The organism is Faucicola sp. SE7633 (assembly GCF_059264685.1).
This window is the reverse complement of sequence record NZ_JCADBW010000005.1, coordinates 84,741-105,032: the sequence shown is the minus strand read 5'-3', so window position 1 is coordinate 105,032 and position 20,292 is coordinate 84,741. Positions and strand designations below refer to the sequence as shown.

The 20,292-nt window shown below is 48.3% G+C and carries 18 protein-coding genes; 12 read left to right on the top strand and 6 right to left on the bottom strand.

Annotated features, from left to right (window positions below; genetic code table 11):
• The first annotated feature begins 45 nt into the window (after positions 1 to 45).
• The 4 genes from AC5L4R_RS03450 (at position 46) to AC5L4R_RS03435 (ending at position 3,732) form a co-directional block, all read left to right on the top strand.
• A complete protein-coding gene (locus tag AC5L4R_RS03450; RefSeq protein ID WP_494472678.1) occupies positions 46 to 2,238 on the top strand; it encodes an ATP-binding protein in 2,193 nt (730 codons plus the stop codon).
• Between the two features lie 51 nt (positions 2,239 to 2,289).
• Entirely contained in the window at positions 2,290 to 2,652 is a 363-nt protein-coding gene (locus AC5L4R_RS03445; RefSeq protein ID WP_067056982.1) for a response regulator, read from the top strand.
• 51 nt (positions 2,653 to 2,703) lie between these two features.
• Positions 2,704 to 3,165, top strand: coding sequence for a chemotaxis protein CheX (locus AC5L4R_RS03440; protein ID WP_494472677.1), 462 nt, complete (start codon positions 2,704 to 2,706; stop codon positions 3,163 to 3,165).
• Positions 3,166 to 3,285: 120 nt separating this feature from the next.
• The gene (locus AC5L4R_RS03435; RefSeq protein ID WP_494472676.1) at positions 3,286 to 3,732 is read left to right on the top strand and encodes a chemotaxis protein CheX; all 447 of its coding nucleotides are present in this window, start codon (positions 3,286 to 3,288) and stop codon (positions 3,730 to 3,732) included.
• Between the two features lie 77 nt (positions 3,733 to 3,809).
• Here the strand turns inward: AC5L4R_RS03435 and guaA are convergent, their stop codons facing one another.
• The 6 genes from guaA to dnaA form a co-directional block, all read right to left on the bottom strand.
• Positions 3,810 to 5,387: a glutamine-hydrolyzing GMP synthase gene (gene guaA / locus AC5L4R_RS03430; protein ID WP_494472675.1), complete on the bottom strand. Its 1,578-nt coding sequence runs from the start codon at positions 5,385 to 5,387 to the stop codon at positions 3,810 to 3,812.
• Between the two features lie 45 nt (positions 5,388 to 5,432).
• Positions 5,433 to 5,981 carry a manganese efflux pump MntP gene (locus AC5L4R_RS03425; protein ID WP_494472674.1) on the bottom strand — a complete coding sequence of 183 codons (549 nt, stop codon included), beginning with the start codon at positions 5,979 to 5,981 and terminating at the stop codon, positions 5,433 to 5,435.
• A gap of 33 nt (positions 5,982 to 6,014) precedes the next feature.
• Complete coding sequence (gene gyrB, locus AC5L4R_RS03420; protein WP_494472700.1) at positions 6,015 to 8,540, bottom strand: DNA topoisomerase (ATP-hydrolyzing) subunit B; 2,526 nt, start codon at positions 8,538 to 8,540, stop codon at positions 6,015 to 6,017.
• 204 nt (positions 8,541 to 8,744) lie between these two features.
• Positions 8,745 to 9,929, bottom strand: a complete 1,185-nt coding sequence (recF, locus tag AC5L4R_RS03415) for a DNA replication/repair protein RecF (protein WP_494472673.1) — start codon at positions 9,927 to 9,929, stop codon at positions 8,745 to 8,747.
• 79 nt (positions 9,930 to 10,008) lie between these two features.
• Positions 10,009 to 11,187, bottom strand: coding sequence for a DNA polymerase III subunit beta (dnaN, locus tag AC5L4R_RS03410; protein ID WP_494472672.1), 1,179 nt, complete (start codon positions 11,185 to 11,187; stop codon positions 10,009 to 10,011).
• A gap of 86 nt (positions 11,188 to 11,273) precedes the next feature.
• Positions 11,274 to 12,617, bottom strand: a complete 1,344-nt coding sequence (gene dnaA / locus AC5L4R_RS03405; protein WP_494472671.1) for a chromosomal replication initiator protein DnaA — start codon at positions 12,615 to 12,617, stop codon at positions 11,274 to 11,276.
• Between the two features lie 510 nt (positions 12,618 to 13,127).
• On the opposite strand from dnaA, the gene rpmH reads away from it, so the two are divergent.
• From rpmH to AC5L4R_RS03365, 8 genes are all read left to right on the top strand, one after another.
• Positions 13,128 to 13,262 carry a 50S ribosomal protein L34 gene (rpmH, locus tag AC5L4R_RS03400; RefSeq protein ID WP_062500206.1) on the top strand — a complete coding sequence of 45 codons (135 nt, stop codon included), beginning with the start codon at positions 13,128 to 13,130 and terminating at the stop codon, positions 13,260 to 13,262.
• Between the two features lie 134 nt (positions 13,263 to 13,396).
• Positions 13,397 to 13,828: a ribonuclease P protein component gene (gene rnpA, locus AC5L4R_RS03395; protein WP_494478028.1), complete on the top strand. Its 432-nt coding sequence runs from the start codon at positions 13,397 to 13,399 to the stop codon at positions 13,826 to 13,828.
• 14 nt (positions 13,829 to 13,842) lie between these two features.
• The gene (gene yidD / locus AC5L4R_RS03390; protein WP_494472669.1) at positions 13,843 to 14,184 is read left to right on the top strand and encodes a membrane protein insertion efficiency factor YidD; all 342 of its coding nucleotides are present in this window, start codon (positions 13,843 to 13,845) and stop codon (positions 14,182 to 14,184) included.
• 146 nt (positions 14,185 to 14,330) lie between these two features.
• The gene (gene yidC, locus AC5L4R_RS03385; protein WP_494472668.1) at positions 14,331 to 16,019 is read left to right on the top strand and encodes a membrane protein insertase YidC; all 1,689 of its coding nucleotides are present in this window, start codon (positions 14,331 to 14,333) and stop codon (positions 16,017 to 16,019) included.
• A gap of 42 nt (positions 16,020 to 16,061) precedes the next feature.
• The gene (gene mnmE / locus AC5L4R_RS03380) at positions 16,062 to 17,447 is read left to right on the top strand and encodes a tRNA uridine-5-carboxymethylaminomethyl(34) synthesis GTPase MnmE (protein ID WP_494472699.1); all 1,386 of its coding nucleotides are present in this window, start codon (positions 16,062 to 16,064) and stop codon (positions 17,445 to 17,447) included.
• A 19-nt stretch (positions 17,448 to 17,466) separates the two neighbouring features.
• Entirely contained in the window at positions 17,467 to 17,991 is a 525-nt protein-coding gene (gene nrdR / locus AC5L4R_RS03375; protein WP_494472667.1) for a transcriptional regulator NrdR, read from the top strand.
• 258 nt (positions 17,992 to 18,249) lie between these two features.
• Positions 18,250 to 18,624, top strand: coding sequence for an HAD family hydrolase (locus AC5L4R_RS03370; RefSeq protein WP_494472666.1), 375 nt, complete (start codon positions 18,250 to 18,252; stop codon positions 18,622 to 18,624).
• A gap of 85 nt (positions 18,625 to 18,709) precedes the next feature.
• Positions 18,710 to 20,290: a hypothetical protein gene (locus AC5L4R_RS03365; RefSeq protein WP_494472665.1), complete on the top strand. Its 1,581-nt coding sequence runs from the start codon at positions 18,710 to 18,712 to the stop codon at positions 20,288 to 20,290.
• Positions 20,291 to 20,292: the final 2 nt, after the last annotated feature.

Here is a 20,292-nt window from a genome sequence, read left to right as displayed (position 1 = left end):
TGATTTAGCATACCACTTGCAACAAATTTTTTAGGGCACGCTATTATGAAATTACCGCGCACGACCCCGTCTATGACCAAACCATTGGTGCAAGCGCCCGCCGATGACGGCTCACGTTATCGCTCGCTGATTGCCTCGATCACACTATTCTTGTCATTGATTGGTGCATTGTTGGCATTTACGTTTTATACCTCCAACATCTTGGCAAAAAACACCACCTTGATCAACACCACCAACCAAATTGCCAACAACGCCGAGTCGGTACTCAAGGATCTGTTTGACTTGCAAAACAGCTATGGTGAGGACTTTACCTCGCCGCACATGAGTACAGTTATCAAGCGTTTGCAAGATAGTAGCCAGTCAATCGAGCAAAGCCTTGATGCGCTTGAAGAAGGTGGCGTTCTGACCACTGGGATGGGTAGAACGCAAAAAATCGACCCCATCACTGATCCAGCTATTCGTCCTGCTTTGGCACAGACCCGTGAGCAATGGGAGCAGCTACGCCCTCGGGTTGATGACTATCTAAAAGTTGCCAAAGATCTTAACGTAGATGCTGCGCCTGCGCTCAACGCCGCCAACGATCAAGCCAAAACCTCAAGCTTGGTGATGAACGACACGCTCAACACCTTGACAGGTACCGTATACAACCGCGCGCAAAACGAAGCAAACTTGATTCGTTTGATCCAGCTGCTGGGTGTTGGTGCGATTTTAACCTACTTTGGTATCTTTATCTTCTTCTTTGTTCGCCGACTGCGTGAAGCCGATGCGCAAGCAGCAGCAGCACAGCGTGAAACCGCCGAGATCATGGCAAACGTGAACACAGGCTTGTTCCTGTTAAACAAAGATTTGAGTATTGGTAATCAGTACTCAGCGCAGCTCACCAACATCATGGGCACCGACCAAATCGCTGGCGAAAACTTGGCACAACTACTTAAAAATAAGGTAACTGCCAAAGACTTGGAGACTACTGAAGGTTTTGTTAAGCAGCTATACAACCCACGGGTAAAAGAAAAGCTGATCGATGACCTAAACCCTCTCAAAAAGGTGCTGTTACAAGACGAAGGCAAAACCAGTGGTGCCAACAAGTACCTTGATTTTAAATTCTCGCGCGTTTATGACCAAAACAACATCGCACGTATCTTGGTCAACGTACAAGACGTGACCCAACAAGTGCGCTTAGAACAACGTCTAGAAGAAGAACGCGCGCAAAACGACTTACAAATCGAGATGCTCACGACAATTTTGAACGTTAGCCCCACGATCATCAACGAATTTATCCAAAACACCAAACAAAATATCGTCAAAATCAACAATATTCTCAAAACACCTGGCAGTGACCAAGGCGCGTTGCGCGATAAACTTGCCCAGATGTATCGCATCATGCACAGTCTAAAAGGTGAAGCGTCAGCATTAAACCTACATACCTTCACCAACATCGCCAATAACTTTGAAGAAAAACTCAAAGGCTTACAGGCAAAAGATAAGCTTAGTGGTAACGACTTTTTGCCATTGACGATTCACCTAGACGAACTATTAAGTCTATCTAATACCATTGAGAGCTTGGGTTTGCGGATCAACCAAAACGCTGCACCTGTTGCAGATACCAGCGCAGCACCAGCGAGCAGCGGCACCAGCGAGGTGTATACCATCAAGCCGCAAATCACCGCCAATACAGCCAATGGTGGTATGAACGCATTTTATCAACAATTTGCCGACAATATTGCCACGCGCCAACAAAAACAGGTGCAGCTTAAAGCGTCAGGGTTTAACAGCATTCAACCGCCTGCTGATATCGCGGCTGTGATCAAAGATATCACCATTCAGCTGGTGCGTAACGCAGTGGTACATGGTATTGAAACGCCTGAAGTTCGTGAATCACGCGGTAAACCAGTGGTTGGAAAGATCAATCTTAGTTTGATTGAACTGTCTGAATCTTACAAACTGATGATTGAAGACGACGGTAATGGTTTGGACTTTGATGCCATCCGCACACGCGCGGTGCAGATGGGCTATGATGCCAATGACTTGGCGCAGTGGTCTGAACAGCGTTTGACTACCCTGTTGTTTAAATCAGGTTTTAGTACACGTGAACAAGCCGATGACGATGCAGGGCGCGGCGTTGGTATGGACATCATTCAGGCGCACATTGACCAAATGAATGGACAAATCAACGTTGATAGCCAAGCTGGCAAATACACGCGTATGACCGTCAAAATCCCTAAAAATCCCGTGCAATAACTAGACATTAGGCTTTAGTTTATCAATCACTACACAACAGGCAGAAAATTTATGTATCGCTTAATGATTGTCGATGATTCAAACATCATTCGTAACCGCATTCAGCGCGTGTATAACGCAGATCAGTTTACCTTGGTTGCTACAGCAAGCAACGGTCAAGATGCGCTTGACAAATTTGACCTCTACCGTCCGCAAGTCATCACCATGGATTTGACCATGCCTCAAATGGACGGCTTAGAATGTATCGAAAAACTGGTTGCTATTGATCCAGAGGTCAGAATTTTGGTTGTCTCGGCTTTATCAGATAAAGCGACGGGCATCAAGGCACTGGAATTGGGCGCGAGTGGTTTTTTGTGCAAGCCATTTTCAGAAGAAGAGCTTGGCGAAGCGCTGGATGAATTGGTCAGCGATTGATGATTACAACGTATTTGATAGACAGCCAAAATTATTTAGTGAGAAATTGACATGATAGAAAAATATTTTCAGGTATTTATTGACAGCGTCATTAATTATTTTCAACAAATGAATGATGCTGATATCATCGTGGATACCCCGTATCTCAACGAAAACCAAACACCGATTTTTGAAGAATATACAGGCGTGATCGGTATCAGCGGCAGCAATAAAGGCTTGGTGTATTTTACCGCCTCTAAACCGATGCTACTAAAAATCTTACAAATCATCCAAGAGACTGACAACAGTGAAGAAAATTTGGTTGATTTGGTTGGCGAGGTTGCTAACACCATCTCAGGCAACGCACGGCGCAAGTTTGGCGACGAATTTAATATCTCCGTACCGTTTGTGTTCAAAGGTCAGCCCGAAACCGTTTTGCTGCCCAAAGACAAGGACAAACACACGTTTATCATCCCGCTAAAATGGAATGATCATCAAGCCTTTATCGGCATTTATCTCAATGGTAAAGGCTAACTATAGCCTGATTGATCAAATGGTTGGTTATCAAGCATAAGCTGGCGTGAGACTCCAACGCCAGCTTAGCGTTATTTTGCCCACCCCATCCAAATTAAGCAACTGATGTGAGCCTTTACCATGAAAGCCGAAAAATTGCACGTTTTTGTTGAATCTGTTGCACATTTTTTTAAACAAATTCGCTCTGACGATGTCGAGGTTGATACCCCTTATCTTAACGACAACACCACGCCGCTTGCCTATGACTATAGCGGTATTATCAACATCACAGGTCCGCTAGAAGGCTGCGTGTATGTCAGCTCAGAGACACCCATGCTGCGCAACATCTTGTTGCACATGGGCGAGCCTGCCACCACCGAGGAGCTACTCAAAGACTTGGTCGGTGAGATTGCTAACACCGTGTCGGGCAATGCGCGCCGCGAGTTTGGCTCAGATTTTATTATCTCAACGCCGATTGTGGTTGAAGGTGTGCCCAATGAGACTTATCTTCCTACCAACAAACGCTCATATATCATCCCTGTCAAATGGGATCGTTACAAAACATTGATTGGGATTTGTCTAAGCTAATCCGCTCCCCATGCTTGATGAAAAAAAAGCACCTGTCTAAACGGGTGCTTTTTTTGCTTGCGCCACACTTGTCTAATTTATTCCCACTCAATCGTCGCAGGTGGCTTGCTTGACACATCATAGGTCACGCGTGAAACATCTTTGATTTCATTCATAATGCGGTTAGACACCGTTTCGATCAATTCATACGGCAAATGGGCAAAACGCGCGGTCATAAAGTCCACCGTTTCGACCGCGCGCAGGGCAATCACCCATGCATAACGCCGTCCATCCCCAACCACACCGACAGATTTAATCGGTTGGAACACCGCAAACGCTTGCGCCGTTTTGTCATACCAACCTGCGTTTTCAAGCTCTTGCATAAAAATTGCATCGGCTTGACGCAGGATATCGGCATAGTGTTTTTTGACCTCGCCCAAGATACGCACACCCAAACCTGGCCCTGGAAATGGATGGCGGTAAATCATTTTTTCGGGTAAGCCTAAGCTAACACCCAATTTACGCACCTCATCTTTGAACAAATCGCGCAATGGTTCAACCAAGGCAAACTGCAAATCCTCAGGCAAGCCGCCCACGTTGTGATGACTTTTGATAACGTGTGCTTTGCCTTGGTGGCTTTTTGCCGATTCGATGACATCGGGATAAATCGTACCTTGCGCCAAAAACTCGATGCCCTGCCCTGCGGACGACAGCTCACGCGCGGCATCACTAAACACGTCAATAAACGTTTTGCCAATGATTTTGCGTTTGGCTTCGGGGTCACTGACACCTGCCAGCGCGGACAAAAAGCGCTCTTCTGCATCCACACGCACGACTTTCACGCCCATGTTTTCAGCAAATACTTGCATGACTTGGTCGCCCTCATGCAAGCGCAGCAAGCCATTATCAACAAAAACGCAAATCAGTTGATCGCCAATTGCCTTATGAAGTAATGCCGCCACCACGGAGCTATCCACGCCACCTGATAGCCCAAGCAAAATCTGTTTGTCGCCCACGCGCTGCTTGAGCACCTCAACTTGCATGTCGATGATGTTGGTTGGCGTCCAGTCGTTGGCACAGCCGCAAATCTGATGCACAAAGCGTGCAATAATCGCCGCGCCTTGTTGGGTGTGGGTGACTTCAGGGTGAAATTGTAAGCCATAGTATTGGCGCGTATCATCCCCCATCGCCGCGATTGGGCAGCTTGGCGTACTGGCTGTTGCCACAAAACCATCAGGCAGCGCAATGACCTTATCGCCGTGGCTCATCCATACAGACAATTTATTGGGCGCGTCCTCAATTTCACCTAGTAGCGCGTCATCGGCAATTTTATCAATCACCGCCGCGCCAAATTCCTGCTGTGCACTAGCAGCAATTTGTCCGCCAAAGCGCTGTGCCATCGCCTGCATGCCGTAGCAAATACCCAGCACAGGCACGCCCAAATCAAACACGGCATCATCAATCAAAGGCGCGTCGTCCAAATACACACTCTCAGGACCGCCCGACAAAATCACGCCTTTGGCACCAAATTCGCGGATTTTATCTACACCGATGTCATAGGGGTAAAGCTCACTAAACACACCTGCTTCACGCACACGTCGCGCGATGAGCTGGCTGTATTGTGAGCCGAAATCCAAAATTAAAATGCGGTCTTGCTTAATCGCTGCTTGTGTCACCGTGGTTGTCCTTTTGCTTGCTACCAAAATTTTTTGCCTAATCGCTTACGCGCCCACTGCCATCTTAATGCCAATTGCTATCAGCACAAGCCCACCAAAGATCTCTGCTTTGCTCTCAAGCCATGTGCCTGACTGCTTGCCCAACCAAACCCCGACAAAGCTAAACCCAGCGGTCACCACGGCAATCAGCAAACACGCGCTATAAGCGTTGATGGGCAGTAAATTAAGCGTAAACCCTGCCGCCATCGCATCAATACTGGTCGCCACAGCAAGCGGCAGCATGGCTTGGTGGCTGATACGCAGCGGTATATCATCCGCGGCATCGTCGTCACCAAACGCTTCGTGTAGCATCTTAGCACCCAATGCCAACAAAATCACGCAAGCGATATACGGCGCGACCGACTCAATCCAGCCCAAAATCGTGCGCCCACCCAAATAGCCCAGTAATGGCATAATACCTTGAAACGCACCAAAATATACCGCTGCCAATATTGCCGTACGCGCGGTGTGATGGCGGTGCTTAGCACCCAAGCCGATCGCCACGGCAAAGGCATCCATCGATAAGGCGATCGCCAGCAATAACAGTTCTAACACGGTTTATGTCACCGATTTATGCCAATATCGTGTTTAAATATCAAGGTTTGCCACAGTCAAGGCATTTTCTTCGATAAACGCGCGGCGCGGCTCGACATCATCGCCCATCAAGCAGGCAAACAGATGGTCAGCAGCAATTGCATCCTCGATGGTAACTTTGAGCATGTGGCGGTTCTCGGGGTCCATCGTGGTTTCCCACAGCTGCTCAGCATTCATCTCGCCTAAGCCTTTATAACGCTGAATGGTCAAGCCGCGACGCGCCTCATGCATGAGTTGTTGCCACAGCTGTGCCATACTTTGTACGACAAGGGTTTTGTCACCGATTTGCAAATACGCGCTGTCGGTCAAGGCATGTTGCCACTGGTTGGCTAAGCGGTGCAAACGCGCGTACTCGCCCAGCCCAATAAAGTTGGTATCAAGCAGATACTGCTGCGGCAACTGATGGACATGAATCACCACCTGCGGCAAGTAATATGGGCTGACCGCACCCACCGTATCCGCATCGCTGTCTGTCGCTTGGGCGGTGGCTGGGTTAAATGCCACCAAACTTACCTGTGGTTGTAGTTCAGGCGCGACACGGTTCAACGCCGCGTCAAAATCAGCCAACCAACGCTGCATCCCGTCGTGGTCGGTCAGCTGCTCGATATTAAGCTTATCAACTTGCGTTAGCGCATCTAGCATGGCGGCAGGGTATTTGATTTGTAGCCGCGTTTTGATGGCTTGGGTGTGATTGTAGTCATTTAGCAAGGCTTCCAGTGCTTCGCCACGAATTGCAGGCGCGTCGCTGCTTGGGTGTAGCTGCACCGTGTCAATCGTTGCCGATAGCAAGTAGGATTTAAGCGCGTCATCGTCTTTGACGTACAGCTCTTGCCGCCCTTTTTTAAGTTTGTAAAGCGGTGGCTGCGCGATATAGATGTGTCCGCGCTCAAGCAGCTCTGGCATTTGGCGAAAGAAAAACGTCAAAAGCAGTGTGCGAATATGCGAACCGTCCACATCCGCGTCGGTCATGATGATGATTTTGTGATAGCGCAGCTTGTCGGCATTGTACTCTTCTGGGCCAATACCTGTGCCAAGTGCGGTAATTAAAGTACCAACCTCCGCGGATGACAGCATTTTGTCAAAACGCGCGCGTTCAACGTTAAGAATTTTACCTTTTAAAGGCAAAATCGCCTGTGTCTTACGGCTGCGTCCTTGTTTTGCTGAGCCGCCTGCTGAATCACCCTCAACGATATACAACTCAGACAATGCTGGGTCTTTTTCTTGACAGTCCGCCAATTTACCCGGCAAGCCTGCGATATCAAGCGCGGTTTTGCGCCGCGTCATCTCACGCGCTTTGCGCGCGGCTTCACGTGCACGCGCCGCGTCGATGATTTTACCTGCAATGGCTTTGGCGGCGTTTGGATTTTCCAATAAATAATCTTGAAATTGCCCGTGCATCGCGGTTTCAACGGCGGATTTGACCTCACTTGAAACCAGTTTGTCTTTGGTTTGGCTAGAGAATTTGGGGTCAGGTACTTTGACTGAGACAATTGCAGTCAAGCCCTCGCGCGCATCGTCGCCTGTCACTGCGACTTTCTCTTTTTTCATCAAGTTTTCGTTTTCCATGTAGCTATTAAGCCCACGGGTCAATGCCGCACGAAAACCTGACAAATGCGTACCGCCATCACGCTGCGGAATGTTGTTGGTGAAGCACAAAACCTTTTCGTTGTAGCTATCTGTCCATTGCAGCGCAACTTCAACACCGATACCATCGGCTTGCTGACTGGTAAAATGCAGCACATCATTGAGCGCGTTTTTGCCTGCGTTGATGTAATTGACAAACTCCGCCAAGCCACCTGCATGCTCGAACACTTGTTGCTTACCGCTGCGCTCATCGGTAATGACAATTTTGACGCCTGAGTTTAAAAAGGACAATTCACGCAAGCGTTTTGCCAAAATGTCATAGTCAAAAATTGTCGTGCTAAAAATTTGATCGCTGGGGTAAAACCGCACCTGTGTGCCGCGTTTGCTTGAAGGTTCTAAACGCTCAATCGGTGCCAGCGGTTCGCCATCTGCATAGGTTTGGCGGTGATGGTAGCCATCGCGCCAAATGTCAAGCACCAGTTTTTGTGACAGCGCATTGACCACCGACACACCCACGCCGTGCAAGCCGCCTGATACTTTATAGCTGTTGTCGTCAAACTTACCGCCTGCGTGCAGCACTGTCATGATAACTTGCGCCGCCGATACACCTTCTTCAGGATGGATATCGACAGGAATACCGCGCCCGTTATCGGTCACGCTGACCGATTCATCCTCATGAATGACCACGTCAATTTGATCACAATGCCCTGCCAGCGCTTCATCGATGGCATTATCGACCACCTCAAACACCATATGATGCAAGCCTGTGCCATCATCGGTATCACCGATATACATACCAGGGCGCACGCGCACCGCTTCTAAGCCGTGCAAAACACGGATACGGTCAGCGCCATATTGGTTGTCAGCATGGTTCACGGGCGTGTCTTGGCTCGCTGTGTCTGCGTGTGTGTTGAGTCCGTCTGCCCCATTTGCCATGTCTACCATGCTTGCTCCTGCTTGCTCGCCCACACCTGCTTTATGGGTTTGTTCAACACCAAATGGTTGCACAAACGCTCTAATTACACCAAATGTTGGCGATGTATTTTTGTCAAAAGTAAAGGGGATATTTTAGCAAATTTTGGTAAAAAAATCATCCATTGCCACAGGTTTTGCCGTGAATTTTTGGGCGTTTTTTGGGGTTTAAATGCTGTCAGCCAGCGCGCTTAGTGTACCTTGCTCAAGGTGAAACACGCTTAAGTCCTGCGCCCATATTGCTTGCAATATCGGCACGATATCTGCCGATAAACTGGTGATAAATAATTGGCATTGCACTTGTTTTAGCCCATGTAGTAGCAAGCTTAGTGCGTTTTTATCAAGCTCGGCGGTGATATCGTCAATAAGCACCAATGGCACCTTACCGACCGCTTGCAGCAGTGGCAACTGTGACAAGCGAAACGCCATCATCAGCAGCTTGCGTTCACCGCGTGACAGCATGTCCACCGCAGGCAAGCTGTGGGCATGGGCTTGCCCTGCGGCATCGGTGAGGGTCTGGTCAAGCATGACTTGGATATCAGCGCGGTGACTGCCAACCCGCGTATAGCCCATTGCGATGTCGCTATCAAGCCGCTCGGCAAGTAATGTCGCCAAACCTGTTTTGCTATCAAAACCTGCGCTATAACGCAAACGCAGCCGCTTGGCATAGTGCGGCAAAAATACCTCAACCTGTTCGGCAAAATATGGCTGCCAACGCGTCAGCAAATCTTGGCGCAACGCATGGATCTGCTCGGCATATTCAGCAAGTTGCTTATCCCACGCAGTGATTTCTTGTCGATGCAAGGCAGAGATCTGACGTTGCCCTGCCAAAGTTTTTAGGAATTGGTTGCGCTGTCTGAGCAGACGCTGATAAGCTAACCATTGCCCATGAAAATTTTGTTCCACGTGAAACGCCAACCAATCAAGCAATTCGCGACGACTTTGACTGCCCTGCTCTAGCGCGGCCAAACTTACTGGTTCAAGTAGCAGTGTAGGCAACAGCTGGGTCAGTGGGCTTTGGGTGGCCAACATGTGCCCATCTAAGCGTAGCTCAGTGGTAGCGTCTTGTGATTTTTGAACGGCAATGGTTTGATACGTTGGGCTAAGTGCGGAGTTCTCATGGCTGAAAGAAACAAGCTTGGCAAAAATAACCGTACTGCTAGCCCCGTGGGTAATGTAATATTTGGGCTGATGATGGCGAAAGCTTTTACCACGTGACAGTAGGTAAATTGCCTCTAATACTGTCGTTTTGCCGCTGCCATTATCACCCAAAAACACATTGCACGCTTTGGGGCTAATGTCGGCATACTGAATGCTGCGCAAATGATGAATGTGTAAACGGGCGATATTCACGGCATCCTTGCTCTATTGTTTCCCGTTTACCCAATCCAATTGATGACCCAGCGCAATTTAATAGATAAAAAATGACCCACTAAATACGCATTGGCATAATGACATAATCATGCTGACTGTCATTGACTTGACGGATCAACACCGAGCCATTTGCTTGTTGCATGTGCAAATCAATATCACCTTGTAGCACATTGAGCACATCGAGCAAATACGCCACGTTGAATGAAATCTCCAACGGCGCGCCTTGATAGCGAATCGGCAATACCGCGCTGGCTTCATCGTGCTCAGCGTTACTGGTACGAATGCGCACGCGCTCAGCATCGCCAAATTCAAACACCACGCCGCGCAATTTTTCGTTGCTAAGTACCGAGACACGACGCAGCATATTTGCCAGTGCGTCTTGCCCAAACCGCGCTGTTTTGTCCGTGTTGCTTGGAATCACACGGCGATAATCAGGAAATTTACCGTCTATCAAACGCGCGGTAAACGTCACCATGACAGGTGCTTGCGTGTTATTGGTCGCCTCTTCGCTTTGCCCAAATGGCAACATGACCTGCACAAACTCACGGCCGATATTAAGCGTGATAGCATTGTCTACGTTTGGCTGGGCGCGGCGCATCTCGCCAAGCAGTCGTTGCAACTCAAGTACCGCCTTACGCGGTAAAATTGCGCTTAGATCCTCCGCCGATGTCTGGGTGTTGGCCGCGCGCGCCAACGCCAAACGATGCCCATCTGTCGCAACCGCTGTAAACAGCCCGTCTTTTAGTTCGACCAACATGCCCGTCAAGTAATAACGCGCATCTTGTATGGCCATGGCAAAGTGCGTTTTTTCCAATAAATCTAGCAGCGTCTCACGCGACAACACCACAGACGTTGCAGCTTCAGGCGCGCCAATCAGTGGAAAATCCTCTGCAGGCAGGGTATTGAGGCGAAACTGGCTATCAGCAAATACGATTTGACATTGTTTGTTATCAGTGACGCTTATAGAAACTTGCGCATCTTCAGGCAGTAACTTGATGATTTCTTTGAATTTATTGGCAGGCACAGTGATTTGTCCTGCGTGTTGGCAAGCACCTGCAGGCAACGCCACATCCGCCTGCAGCTCAACTTCTAAATCTGATGCCACCAAGGTCAAACGCTCAGGGGTCAAAACCAGTTTTAGATTTGCCAAAATCGCAAGACTATTGCGTTTATCGGCGGCTTTAAAAATCAAATTCACCGCATACATAAGCATGGCTTGGGAGATGATCAGCTGCATGTCTTGCCCCTGTTGACTGACGCGGTATTTTGCGAAAAAAAGTCTAACGACTCATCGATTAACAAATAACGTACTATTATCGCCAATTAGGTTTGCAACATCAAGCGCAATGAGCGATAGTCCTTATCAAACATGCTGTCGGTGGCGCACAGTTCTTGCACCTTGTCACACGCGTGCATCACCGTGGTATGGTCACGCCCGCCAAATGATTGCCCGATCTCAATAAAGCTGTTGTTGGTTAGCTCACGCGCCAACGCCATCGCCATTTGCCGAGGACGCGCGATATGCCGCGTGCGTTTTTTACCCATCAAATCCTTGACCGAAATATCATAAAATTCTGCCACCACTTTACGAATATTTTCCATACTCACCGCTTGTACACGCATGGCAATCACGTCTTTGAGCGCAATTTGCACCATCTCTAGGTGAATAGGTTGGTTAAGTAGCCGCGCCATGGCCAGAACTTTGTTTAGCGCGCCTTCAAGCTCACGCACATTGGCAACCACGTGCTGAGCAATAAAAATCGCGCAATCTTTGGGCAGATCCATGTTTTTAGCCTTGGCTTTTTTTTGCAAAATTTGCACACGCGTTTCTAGTTCAGGCGGCTCAAGCGCCACCGACAGCCCCCAAGCAAAACGTGATTTGGTTTGTTCATCAAATTCACTAAGCGTACTGGGATGGCGATTGGATGCCAAGATAATCTGTTTGTTCTTTCGCAAAAAATCATTGAATAACTGCAAAAACTCCGCGCTACTTTTGGTCTTGCCAGCAATGACATGAATATCATCGATAATCAGCAAATCTGCCTGTTTGATTTTTTGCTTAAATTCATCAACTTGGTTGTGCTGAATCGCGCTAACCAACTTATTGACGAATTTATCTGAGGTGAAATAATAAAAACCTTTGTTTTGCTTGCTAATTTCATGGGCTACCGCTTGCATCAAGTGGGTCTTACCCAAGCCAGTCGCGCCATACAAGAACATCGGATTATTCTTTGCTGCGCCCAGATTGGCTGCCGTCTCTTTGCACATGCTGTAGGCTAGCTGATTGTTTTTGCCTGTCACAAATTGCTCAAACGTCAGACTAGGGTCTAGATTCTGTCGTGTGTCGCGCTGATTGGCCGCTGTGGTTGCAGGCGATTGCGCTGTGCCACTGGCCGCCTCCACCTGTCTTGTGGGCATATCGGGCGCTTTATCGATGGTGACTTTGACGGTTAGTGGTGCTTCTGCCGAAAACTGCGTCACCAAACTTTCAATCTGCGCTAAATAATTTTTCTCAATATACGCAGCGAAATATTGGTTAGGCACTGTAAGATAAAGCGTATCCTCCTGCTGATAGGCAGACAATGGACGAATCCACATTGTAAAAATATTATCAGGTACTAAATATTTTAATTCCTCCACGCAGCGTTGCCACACTGGATTTGCCATGATCGATCACCCCTAAACTGACGCGGCATACTTTAGCATATTTGCCAAATTTAGCAACTGATTTTGTAGTTTTAGACCTGTGGATAAGTCGGTGTATAACTTTGTGGATAATTTTTTTTGGTAAGTTACACACATTTTATCAACGCGTTTTCCACAGGGTTATCAACATCGTAAATTATTGAAAAATAATGAAATGTATCGACTTATCCACAGAAAATGCCGTGCTTAATAATAATAATATATATATAATATTTATTATTAGGGCGAAAATTTTTGTGGATAACTTTGGAATTTAAATCAAAATACTAAATTCTGAGGTAAAATTAATTAAATGAATTTTTTGATATTTTAATGTGATGTCGATCTAACCCTTATCCCACGGGTTTAAGTCAATTTATGCTTGACTGAGCGTATAAAATTTTGCATAATAGCGCACTAAATTTTATTTCAGTTTTGTTTTGGCTATTGGTCTGACTTTGTACCAATGCTGATTTGGACAGGTGGACAGTTATGAAACGTACTTTTCAGCCCAGCAATCTAAAGCGTAAGCGTACCCATGGGTTTCGTGCGCGTATGGCAACCAAAAATGGTCGTCAAGTGTTGGCACGCCGTCGTGCAAAAGGCCGCCATCGTTTGACCGTGTAATTTGTTAAGTTTAAGTATTGTAAATTATACACATTACACTTTTTTGATTGTTAGAGATTTTCGTAAGAGCGATTTAACCTAGGTTATATCGCTTTTTGCGTTACCTACCATAGGTAAAGTACTGGGTATCAGTTGTGGATAAATCGGTGGTAAACTCTGCGACAACAAATTTACCGTTGCATTCTGCTTGTTATAGTAAGTCCTTGCGTCTACTCACTGCACAGGATTTTAAACACGTATTTGATCAGACAACGTTTAAGGTACATACTTCGCATTTGCTGTTTTTTGTCCACATACCAAGTGATAAGACGGCGTTAAATCGATTGGGTCTTGCTATTGCCAAAAAGAAAATCAAGCGCGCGCATGAGCGTAACCGTCTAAAACGCCTGTTACGTGAATATTTTCGTGCGCATCAATCGCAGCTGCCTTGTACCGTTGAGCTGGTGGTGATTGCTAAGCAAGATGTATCAAGTTGTGAGAACGCTGAAATATTCACGCAAATTGCACAAGCATTTAGCCAAATCGCCCGTAAATCATTAAAAATTCTATCATCACAAACCCAATAGGTCAGGCATTGGTTATGCCGACAACGATTCTGCACTCCCCTCCCCTATCAGCGATACGGCGACGCGTCACGCACCTGTTATTGGTGTTGATTCGTGGTTATCAGCGGTATATTAGCCCCAGTTTGCCGCCACATTGTCGATTTTATCCCACTTGTTCACAGTATGCTGTACAGGCTATCATTTGGCACGGAGGCTTGCGTGGCAGTTGGCTGACGGTTAGGCGTTTGTTGCGTTGTCATCCGTGGGGCGGTTTGGGGGTTGATTGGGTGCCGCGTCCGCTGTATCGCTATCGTTTTTATGCGGTTGATGTTCGGCCGTTTAGCCCGTATTTGGTGGCGCGGCGTTTGAGGCATTGAGGTTTGATTTTAAATTGTGCATAAAAATATCTTTTTGGGAATTTTTTTAGTAAAATAACGGCTATTTTGGCTGTTCGTTGGCGTTTCGTGGACTGATGAGCGCCTGTTTTGGATTACCATTTGGTTGGCACGGCGGGGATTTGGCTATGCAAAAAATTCTGCGAATTTTGATTATCGTGGCAATGCTGATTACCAGTTATTTGTTGGTGTTGGCGTGGCGCGATGATTATATTACAGGTGGTAAGCCGCAGCCGCCAACAGCTACCGCGCCCACTGCGGTGTCTGATGTGCCTGCCGGACGTGGTACAGCCAATCCTACCAGTGATGTGCCCACAGCCAGTAATGCACCCATCACGTCCACCCAGACCAGTGGTTCTGCGCAGCAGTTGATTGAGGTGCAGACAGATAAGTATGATATTCGGATCAATCCGATGGGTGGCGATGTGGTGTATGCTGCGCTGCGTGATGAGGCGGCAACGCTCGATAACGCACAGCCGTTTGTTTTGTTGCAAGATGATAGCAACCGCGTGTATGTGGCGCAGTCGGGGTTGGTCGGGCGCGATGGTATCGACGGTGGTACGACACGCGCGCCTTATAGCACACCGCGATATCGCTATCAGATGGGCGCACAAGATAAAACCTTGGTTGTGCCGCTAACCTACCAAAAAGACGGCGTTACCATCAGCAAAACCTATACCTTTACCCAAGGGCAGTATCCCATTCAAGTTGCATACAACATCAACAACACCAGCCGCCAAACGTGGCAGGGGCAAATGTATGCTCAGCTAAAACGTGACAACAGCAAAGACCCAGGGCTTGCCGATAAAGGCGCGATTAGCATGGCGACGTATCTAGGCGGCGCGTGGGGTACACCCGAAAAGCCATACAACAAGCTTAAGTTTAGCAATTTTGATGAAAACCGCCTAAACGTCACCACGCAACAAGGCTGGGTGGCGATTGTGCAGCATTATTTCTTGTCTGCGTGGGTGCCACATGGCTACAGTGCCAATTTTTATACGCGCTCGGTTGGCAATGACCACATCATCGGCCTGATGAGTAGCCCGGTTGAAGTTGCGCCAGCCAAGCAATTGACACTTACCACAACATTGTATGCAGGGCCCAAAGATACCCACGTTTTGCGCCCGATAGCTGAGGGGCTGGATAAGACGGTTGATTACGGCGTACTGTGGCCGATTTCAAAATTCTTGTTTTGGGTGCTAGAAAGCCTGTACAAGGTAATTGGCAACTGGGGTTGGTCAATTATTGCTTTAACGTTGTTGGTCAAGCTGGCGCTGTTGCCGATTTCAAACAAAAGTTATTATTCAATGGCAAAAATGCGCGCCATCGCACCGCGTTTACAAGCACTCAAAGAAGAATATGGCGATGACCGTATGCGTATGTCGCAGGAGATGATGCGCATTTACAAAGAAGAGCAGGTCAATCCGCTGGCAGGCTGTCTGCCCGTGTTTATGCAGATGCCGATTTTTTTGGCGTTGTATTGGGTGTTGGTTGAGTCGGTGCAGCTGCGTCACGCGCCGTGGATTGGTTGGATTCATGACTTGTCATCCATGGATCCGTATTTTATCTTGCCACTGTGCATGGGTCTGGCGATGTTTGTACAACAATCGCTTAATCCACAGCCGACTGATCCCATGCAGGCGCGTGTGATGAAATTCATGCCCATTATTTTTACCGCGTTTATGCTGTTTTTCCCTGCAGGCTTGGTGTTGTATTGGACAGTCAATAACTTGTTTAGTATGGTGCAGCAGTACCTAATTAACAAACAAGTGGACAAGCAGCAAGCCGCCAAAGATGCGGCGCGGCATGTGGTCTAATGGCGGATGACTGTGGATAACCCGGTGGAAAAACAAGCCACAATGGCCGAGCCAACCATCGCTGCCATTGCCACGCCGATAGGGCGCGGCGGTATTGGGGTAATTCGGCTATCAGGTGGCGCGGCGTATAGCATTGCGCAAGCCTTGACCCAGTCGCCAAATACTGCCAAGCCACTGCATTTTCGCCCGCGCCAAGCGCAGTTTTGTCGGTTTTATGCGGCCGATGGTAGCGTGATTGATGAAGGGCTGGTGCTGTATTTTGCCGCGCCCAACTCGTTCACAGGTGAGGATGTCATCGAGCTACAAGGGCATGGCGGTGTGGTGTTGCAGCAGCAGCTGCTTTTGCGCGTCTTTGCGCTGGGTGCGACGCAGGCAGCGGCAGGTGAGTTTTCGGCGCGTGCATTTGCCAATGATAAGCTAGATTTGGTGCAAGCCGAAGCGATTGCTGATGCCATCGATGCCACCAGTGTGGCAGCGGCAAAAAGTGCCATGCGCTCGCTGAGCGGTGAGTTTTCTCATCGCATTCATGACCTACTAGGCAAGTTGATTCATTTGCGTTTGCACGTTGAAGCGGCGATTGACTTTCCTGATGAAGAAGACGTTGATTTTTTAGCCGATGGGCAAATTGCCGAGCAGCTACACGCGCTACAAACCCAGCTAAACGCCGTGCTTGCCAGTACCGAACAAGGGCAGCTACTGCGCGATGGGGTGGCAGCGGTGATTGCTGGCAGACCCAATGCAGGCAAATCCAGTTTGCTTAATCGCCTAGCAGGGCAAGAGCGCGCCATCGTCACCGATGTGGCAGGCACAACGCGTGATATTTTGCAAGAAACGGTCATCATCGATGGGTTAAAGCTCAACCTAACCGATACCGCAGGGCTACGCGACACCGCCGACCACGTCGAGCAAATTGGTATTGCACGTGCGCACAACGCCATTGCCCAAGCTGATATGGTGCTGCTGGTGTATGATGTCAGCCAAACCGCTGACCCACTGGCGTTGGCGCGTGAGCTATTGGGCGAATTGCCATCAGCCAAACGCTTACTGCTGATTGGTAATAAAGCCGACTTGCTCAGCCCCGACCAACAAGCCGCCCTAGCCGCTTATGATTGGCAAGGCTATGCACAAGTAACGGTATCCTGCGCGACGGGTGTGGGGCTAAATGAGTTTAGCCAGACCCTACGCGCCATCGTGGGTTTTCATCCGGCTGAAGGCACGTGGTTGGCACGCGCGCGCCATTTGGACGCGCTACGTCGTGTGCAAACCGCACTCATCGAGGCAGACACGCAGCTACACACGTTTCATGCAGGTGAATTGGTTGCCGAAAGTCTGCGTCAAGCCCAACAAGCGTTGGGCGAAATCACAGGTGAATTTAGCGCCGATGATTTGCTTGGGCAGATTTTTGGCAGTTTTTGTATTGGCAAGTAAACAATGAGTCACACGCAGCATGTATTGCCCGTTTTGTAACGCTGAGGACACCAAAGTCATCGATTCGCGCTTGGCAGCAGAGGGCGCGCAAGTGCGCAGACGGCGGCAATGCGTGCAATGTCAAGAGCGTTTTACCACGTTTGAAGTCATTGAGGCGGTCATGCCGCGCATCATCAAAAGCAACGGGCGTATTGAACCGTATGACAACCAAAAGCTGCGCCGCTCAATTCAGCTGCCCCTACAAAAACGCCCAATCGCCACCGACCGCATCGAGGCGATGATTAGCCGTATTGAAAAACAACTACGCCAACTGGGCGAGCGTGAGGTCAAAAGCCAAGTCGTCGGTGAAATCGTCATCCGTGAATTGCGCGAATTGGATGATATCGCTTATGTGCGCTTTGCCAGCGTGTACCGCAATTTTCAAGATATTGAGGCATTTCAGCAGCTACTGGTGAGCCTATCTGATGACGTTGCCAAAGCAGAAATTCGTGAAAAATTGCAGGATTTGAGCCAAAAAACTGCCAAACCATCGACCAGCGTGTAGGAAAATCGTTAATTATTTTAAATTTTTTTAAAAAATAATCGCCGTGATAAAATCCAACAACCTGCATTGAATTTAGCCAACAAACGTATTAAAATCTAATTATCTGCTCAATTTTCTAACCATTTTTATAATGTATGTTAGCGGCATTGGCTTGCGCTTAGCCATGCTGGCTGGTCGTTTTACGCGCAAAAATTGCTAATTTAAAGTTTACAGTAACGATTTTGTAATTTGACCATTCAATAATAACCACGGATAATCATGAAACGCATTATTTTTGACCTAGATGACACGCTAACGCGCACGACCAACGGCGATTATGCCAACGCCGAACCTATCACACCGATGATTGAAAAGCTACGCGAGTACCACGCGCAAGGCTTTTGCATTGTGATTCATACCAGCCGCAATATGCGCACTTACAGTGGCAATGTCGGTGCAATCAATAAAAATACATTGCCAATTATTTTAGATTGGCTTAAATGCCATGAAGTGCCGTTTGATGAAATCTATGTCGGCAAGCCGTGGTGTGGGTTTGATGGCTTTTATGTCGATGACAAAGCCTTGCGACCCGATGAGTTTTTAGCCCTGTCATACGATGAAATCAAAACCTTGCTAAAGCTTGGCAAGGACTGAGGGTGCGCGCGCCATCACGGTTAAAAAGCGATGGCGACTATTTTATATGATAATTTGCGGCACATCGCCGCTGTGAGAACGTATTATGTTTGTCATCATGTCAGCGGCGTATGTCGGTGCTGAGCTTGAAGCCGAAATCGGCAAAATCGTGCCATGTATGCTGCCAATTGGCAACAAAAAACTGCTAGAGCTGCAAGTGCAAGCTGTGCGTGAATGCCTGCCCAATGAGGCGATTGTGTTGGCATTGCCCGAGAGTTATTCACTGCGTATCGATGAGCAGACGCTGGTTGAGCAGCTTAATTTGCGTGTGTGTGCGGTGCCTGATGGCTTGGAATTTGCTGCCGCGCTGCTGTATGTGCTGAACATCGAATGCGGTAAAGATGACGGGGCAATCGGCGTATTGCAAGGGCATACACTGATTATAGATATCCCAACAGCTTGTGATGTCATCGCGGTGGCCAATCGGCCGCAGCTTTATGAATGGCACACTGAGCCAGATCAAGACGGCGTGGATGCGGTGTGGGCAGGGTATTTTTGTTTTGCTGACTTGCCGACGCTGCTTAAGTCACTGGCGTTGTCACGCGGCAAGTTTGGTAAAGCCGTGCAGCGTTATCGCAAGGCGCGTCCGCTAGCAAGCCAATGGGTGAGTAGCTGGTATAATTGCGGTTATATCAATACGTTTTTTAACACACGCGCGACCATTACCACCCAACGCGCGTTTAATAGCCTGCTGATTGATGCAGGGGTTGTGACCAAAACCAGCGAAAACGACCACAAAATCCGTGCCGAGGCGATGTGGTATGCCAGCCTTGCGCCCACGCTCAAGCGTTTCACCCCACAGCTGATTGACCATGGCACCAATGCCGCAGGACAAGCGTTTTATCGCTTAGAATACTTGCCACTGTTGCCGCTCAATGAGCTGCTTGTTCATGGACGCAACGCGCTACCGTTTTGGACGTATATTTTTGAGCTGCTAGAAGAATACCTCACGTTATCGGTTGATAGCCAGACACTGACCGACGCCCAAAAACATGCCATTGAGGTAAGCTCAAATCAGCTATACCGTGACAAGACACTCAAGCGGCTGGCACAGTTTAGTGCAGATACGGGCACGGATTTGCACATGCCGATGCGCTACCAAGGGCGTGCTGTGGGCAGTATTGCCGAGATTTGCGAGGATTGTATCACGCGCGCGCTTGCTCTGCCCTACACCTATGCCACGTTGCACGGTGATTTGTGCTTTAGCAATGTGTTGTTTGATGCACGCGGACAGCGCATTAAGGTACTTGATCCGCGCGGTACTGATGTGGATGGCAATATCACCCATTTAGGCAACCAAAGCTATGACATGGCAAAAATCGCCCATTCAGTGATTGGGTTGTATGATTTCATCATTGCAGGGCGTTATCAGCTAGATAAACACGTCACTGACACAGGCGAGGATGTGGTGATTAATTTTGAGCTTGATACCACCACACGCGCGCTACAAAATGCCTTTATGCAGCAGTATTTTCGCCAGTATGACAAAACTGCACTGATGCCTGCGGTGGTGCTGCTGTTTTTGTCAATGTTGCCACTGCATAGCGACCGCCCAGACCGTCAGCAAGCCATGTTGGCCAATGCACTGCGCCTATATGCCGACTATGTTTTAAAAAAATTGAAATAAAA

Excerpts from the sequence above, each read along its gene's own strand:
- rpmH (WP_062500206.1), top strand. The coding sequence starts at position 13,128 with ATGAAACGTACTTTTCAGCCCAGCAATCTAAAGCGTAAGCGTACCCAT.
- AC5L4R_RS03445 (WP_067056982.1), top strand. The coding sequence starts at position 2,290 with ATGTATCGCTTAATGATTGTCGATGATTCAAACATCATTCGTAACCGC.
- AC5L4R_RS03435 (WP_494472676.1), top strand. The coding sequence starts at position 3,286 with ATGAAAGCCGAAAAATTGCACGTTTTTGTTGAATCTGTTGCACATTTT.
- gyrB (WP_494472700.1), bottom strand. The coding sequence starts at position 8,540 with ATGGCAAATGGGGCAGACGGACTCAACACACACGCAGACACAGCGAGC.
- yidD (WP_494472669.1), top strand. The coding sequence starts at position 13,843 with ATGCCGACAACGATTCTGCACTCCCCTCCCCTATCAGCGATACGGCGA.
- AC5L4R_RS03370 (WP_494472666.1), top strand. The coding sequence starts at position 18,250 with ATGAAACGCATTATTTTTGACCTAGATGACACGCTAACGCGCACGACC.
- AC5L4R_RS03365 (WP_494472665.1), top strand. The coding sequence starts at position 18,710 with ATGTTTGTCATCATGTCAGCGGCGTATGTCGGTGCTGAGCTTGAAGCC.
- dnaA (WP_494472671.1), bottom strand. The coding sequence starts at position 12,617 with ATGGCAAATCCAGTGTGGCAACGCTGCGTGGAGGAATTAAAATATTTA.
- dnaN (WP_494472672.1), bottom strand. The coding sequence starts at position 11,187 with ATGCAGCTGATCATCTCCCAAGCCATGCTTATGTATGCGGTGAATTTG.
- AC5L4R_RS03440 (WP_494472677.1), top strand. The coding sequence starts at position 2,704 with ATGATAGAAAAATATTTTCAGGTATTTATTGACAGCGTCATTAATTAT.
- mnmE (WP_494472699.1), top strand. The coding sequence starts at position 16,062 with ATGGCCGAGCCAACCATCGCTGCCATTGCCACGCCGATAGGGCGCGGC.
- nrdR (WP_494472667.1), top strand. The coding sequence starts at position 17,467 with ATGTATTGCCCGTTTTGTAACGCTGAGGACACCAAAGTCATCGATTCG.
- AC5L4R_RS03450 (WP_494472678.1), top strand. The coding sequence starts at position 46 with ATGAAATTACCGCGCACGACCCCGTCTATGACCAAACCATTGGTGCAA.
- yidC (WP_494472668.1), top strand. The coding sequence starts at position 14,331 with ATGCAAAAAATTCTGCGAATTTTGATTATCGTGGCAATGCTGATTACC.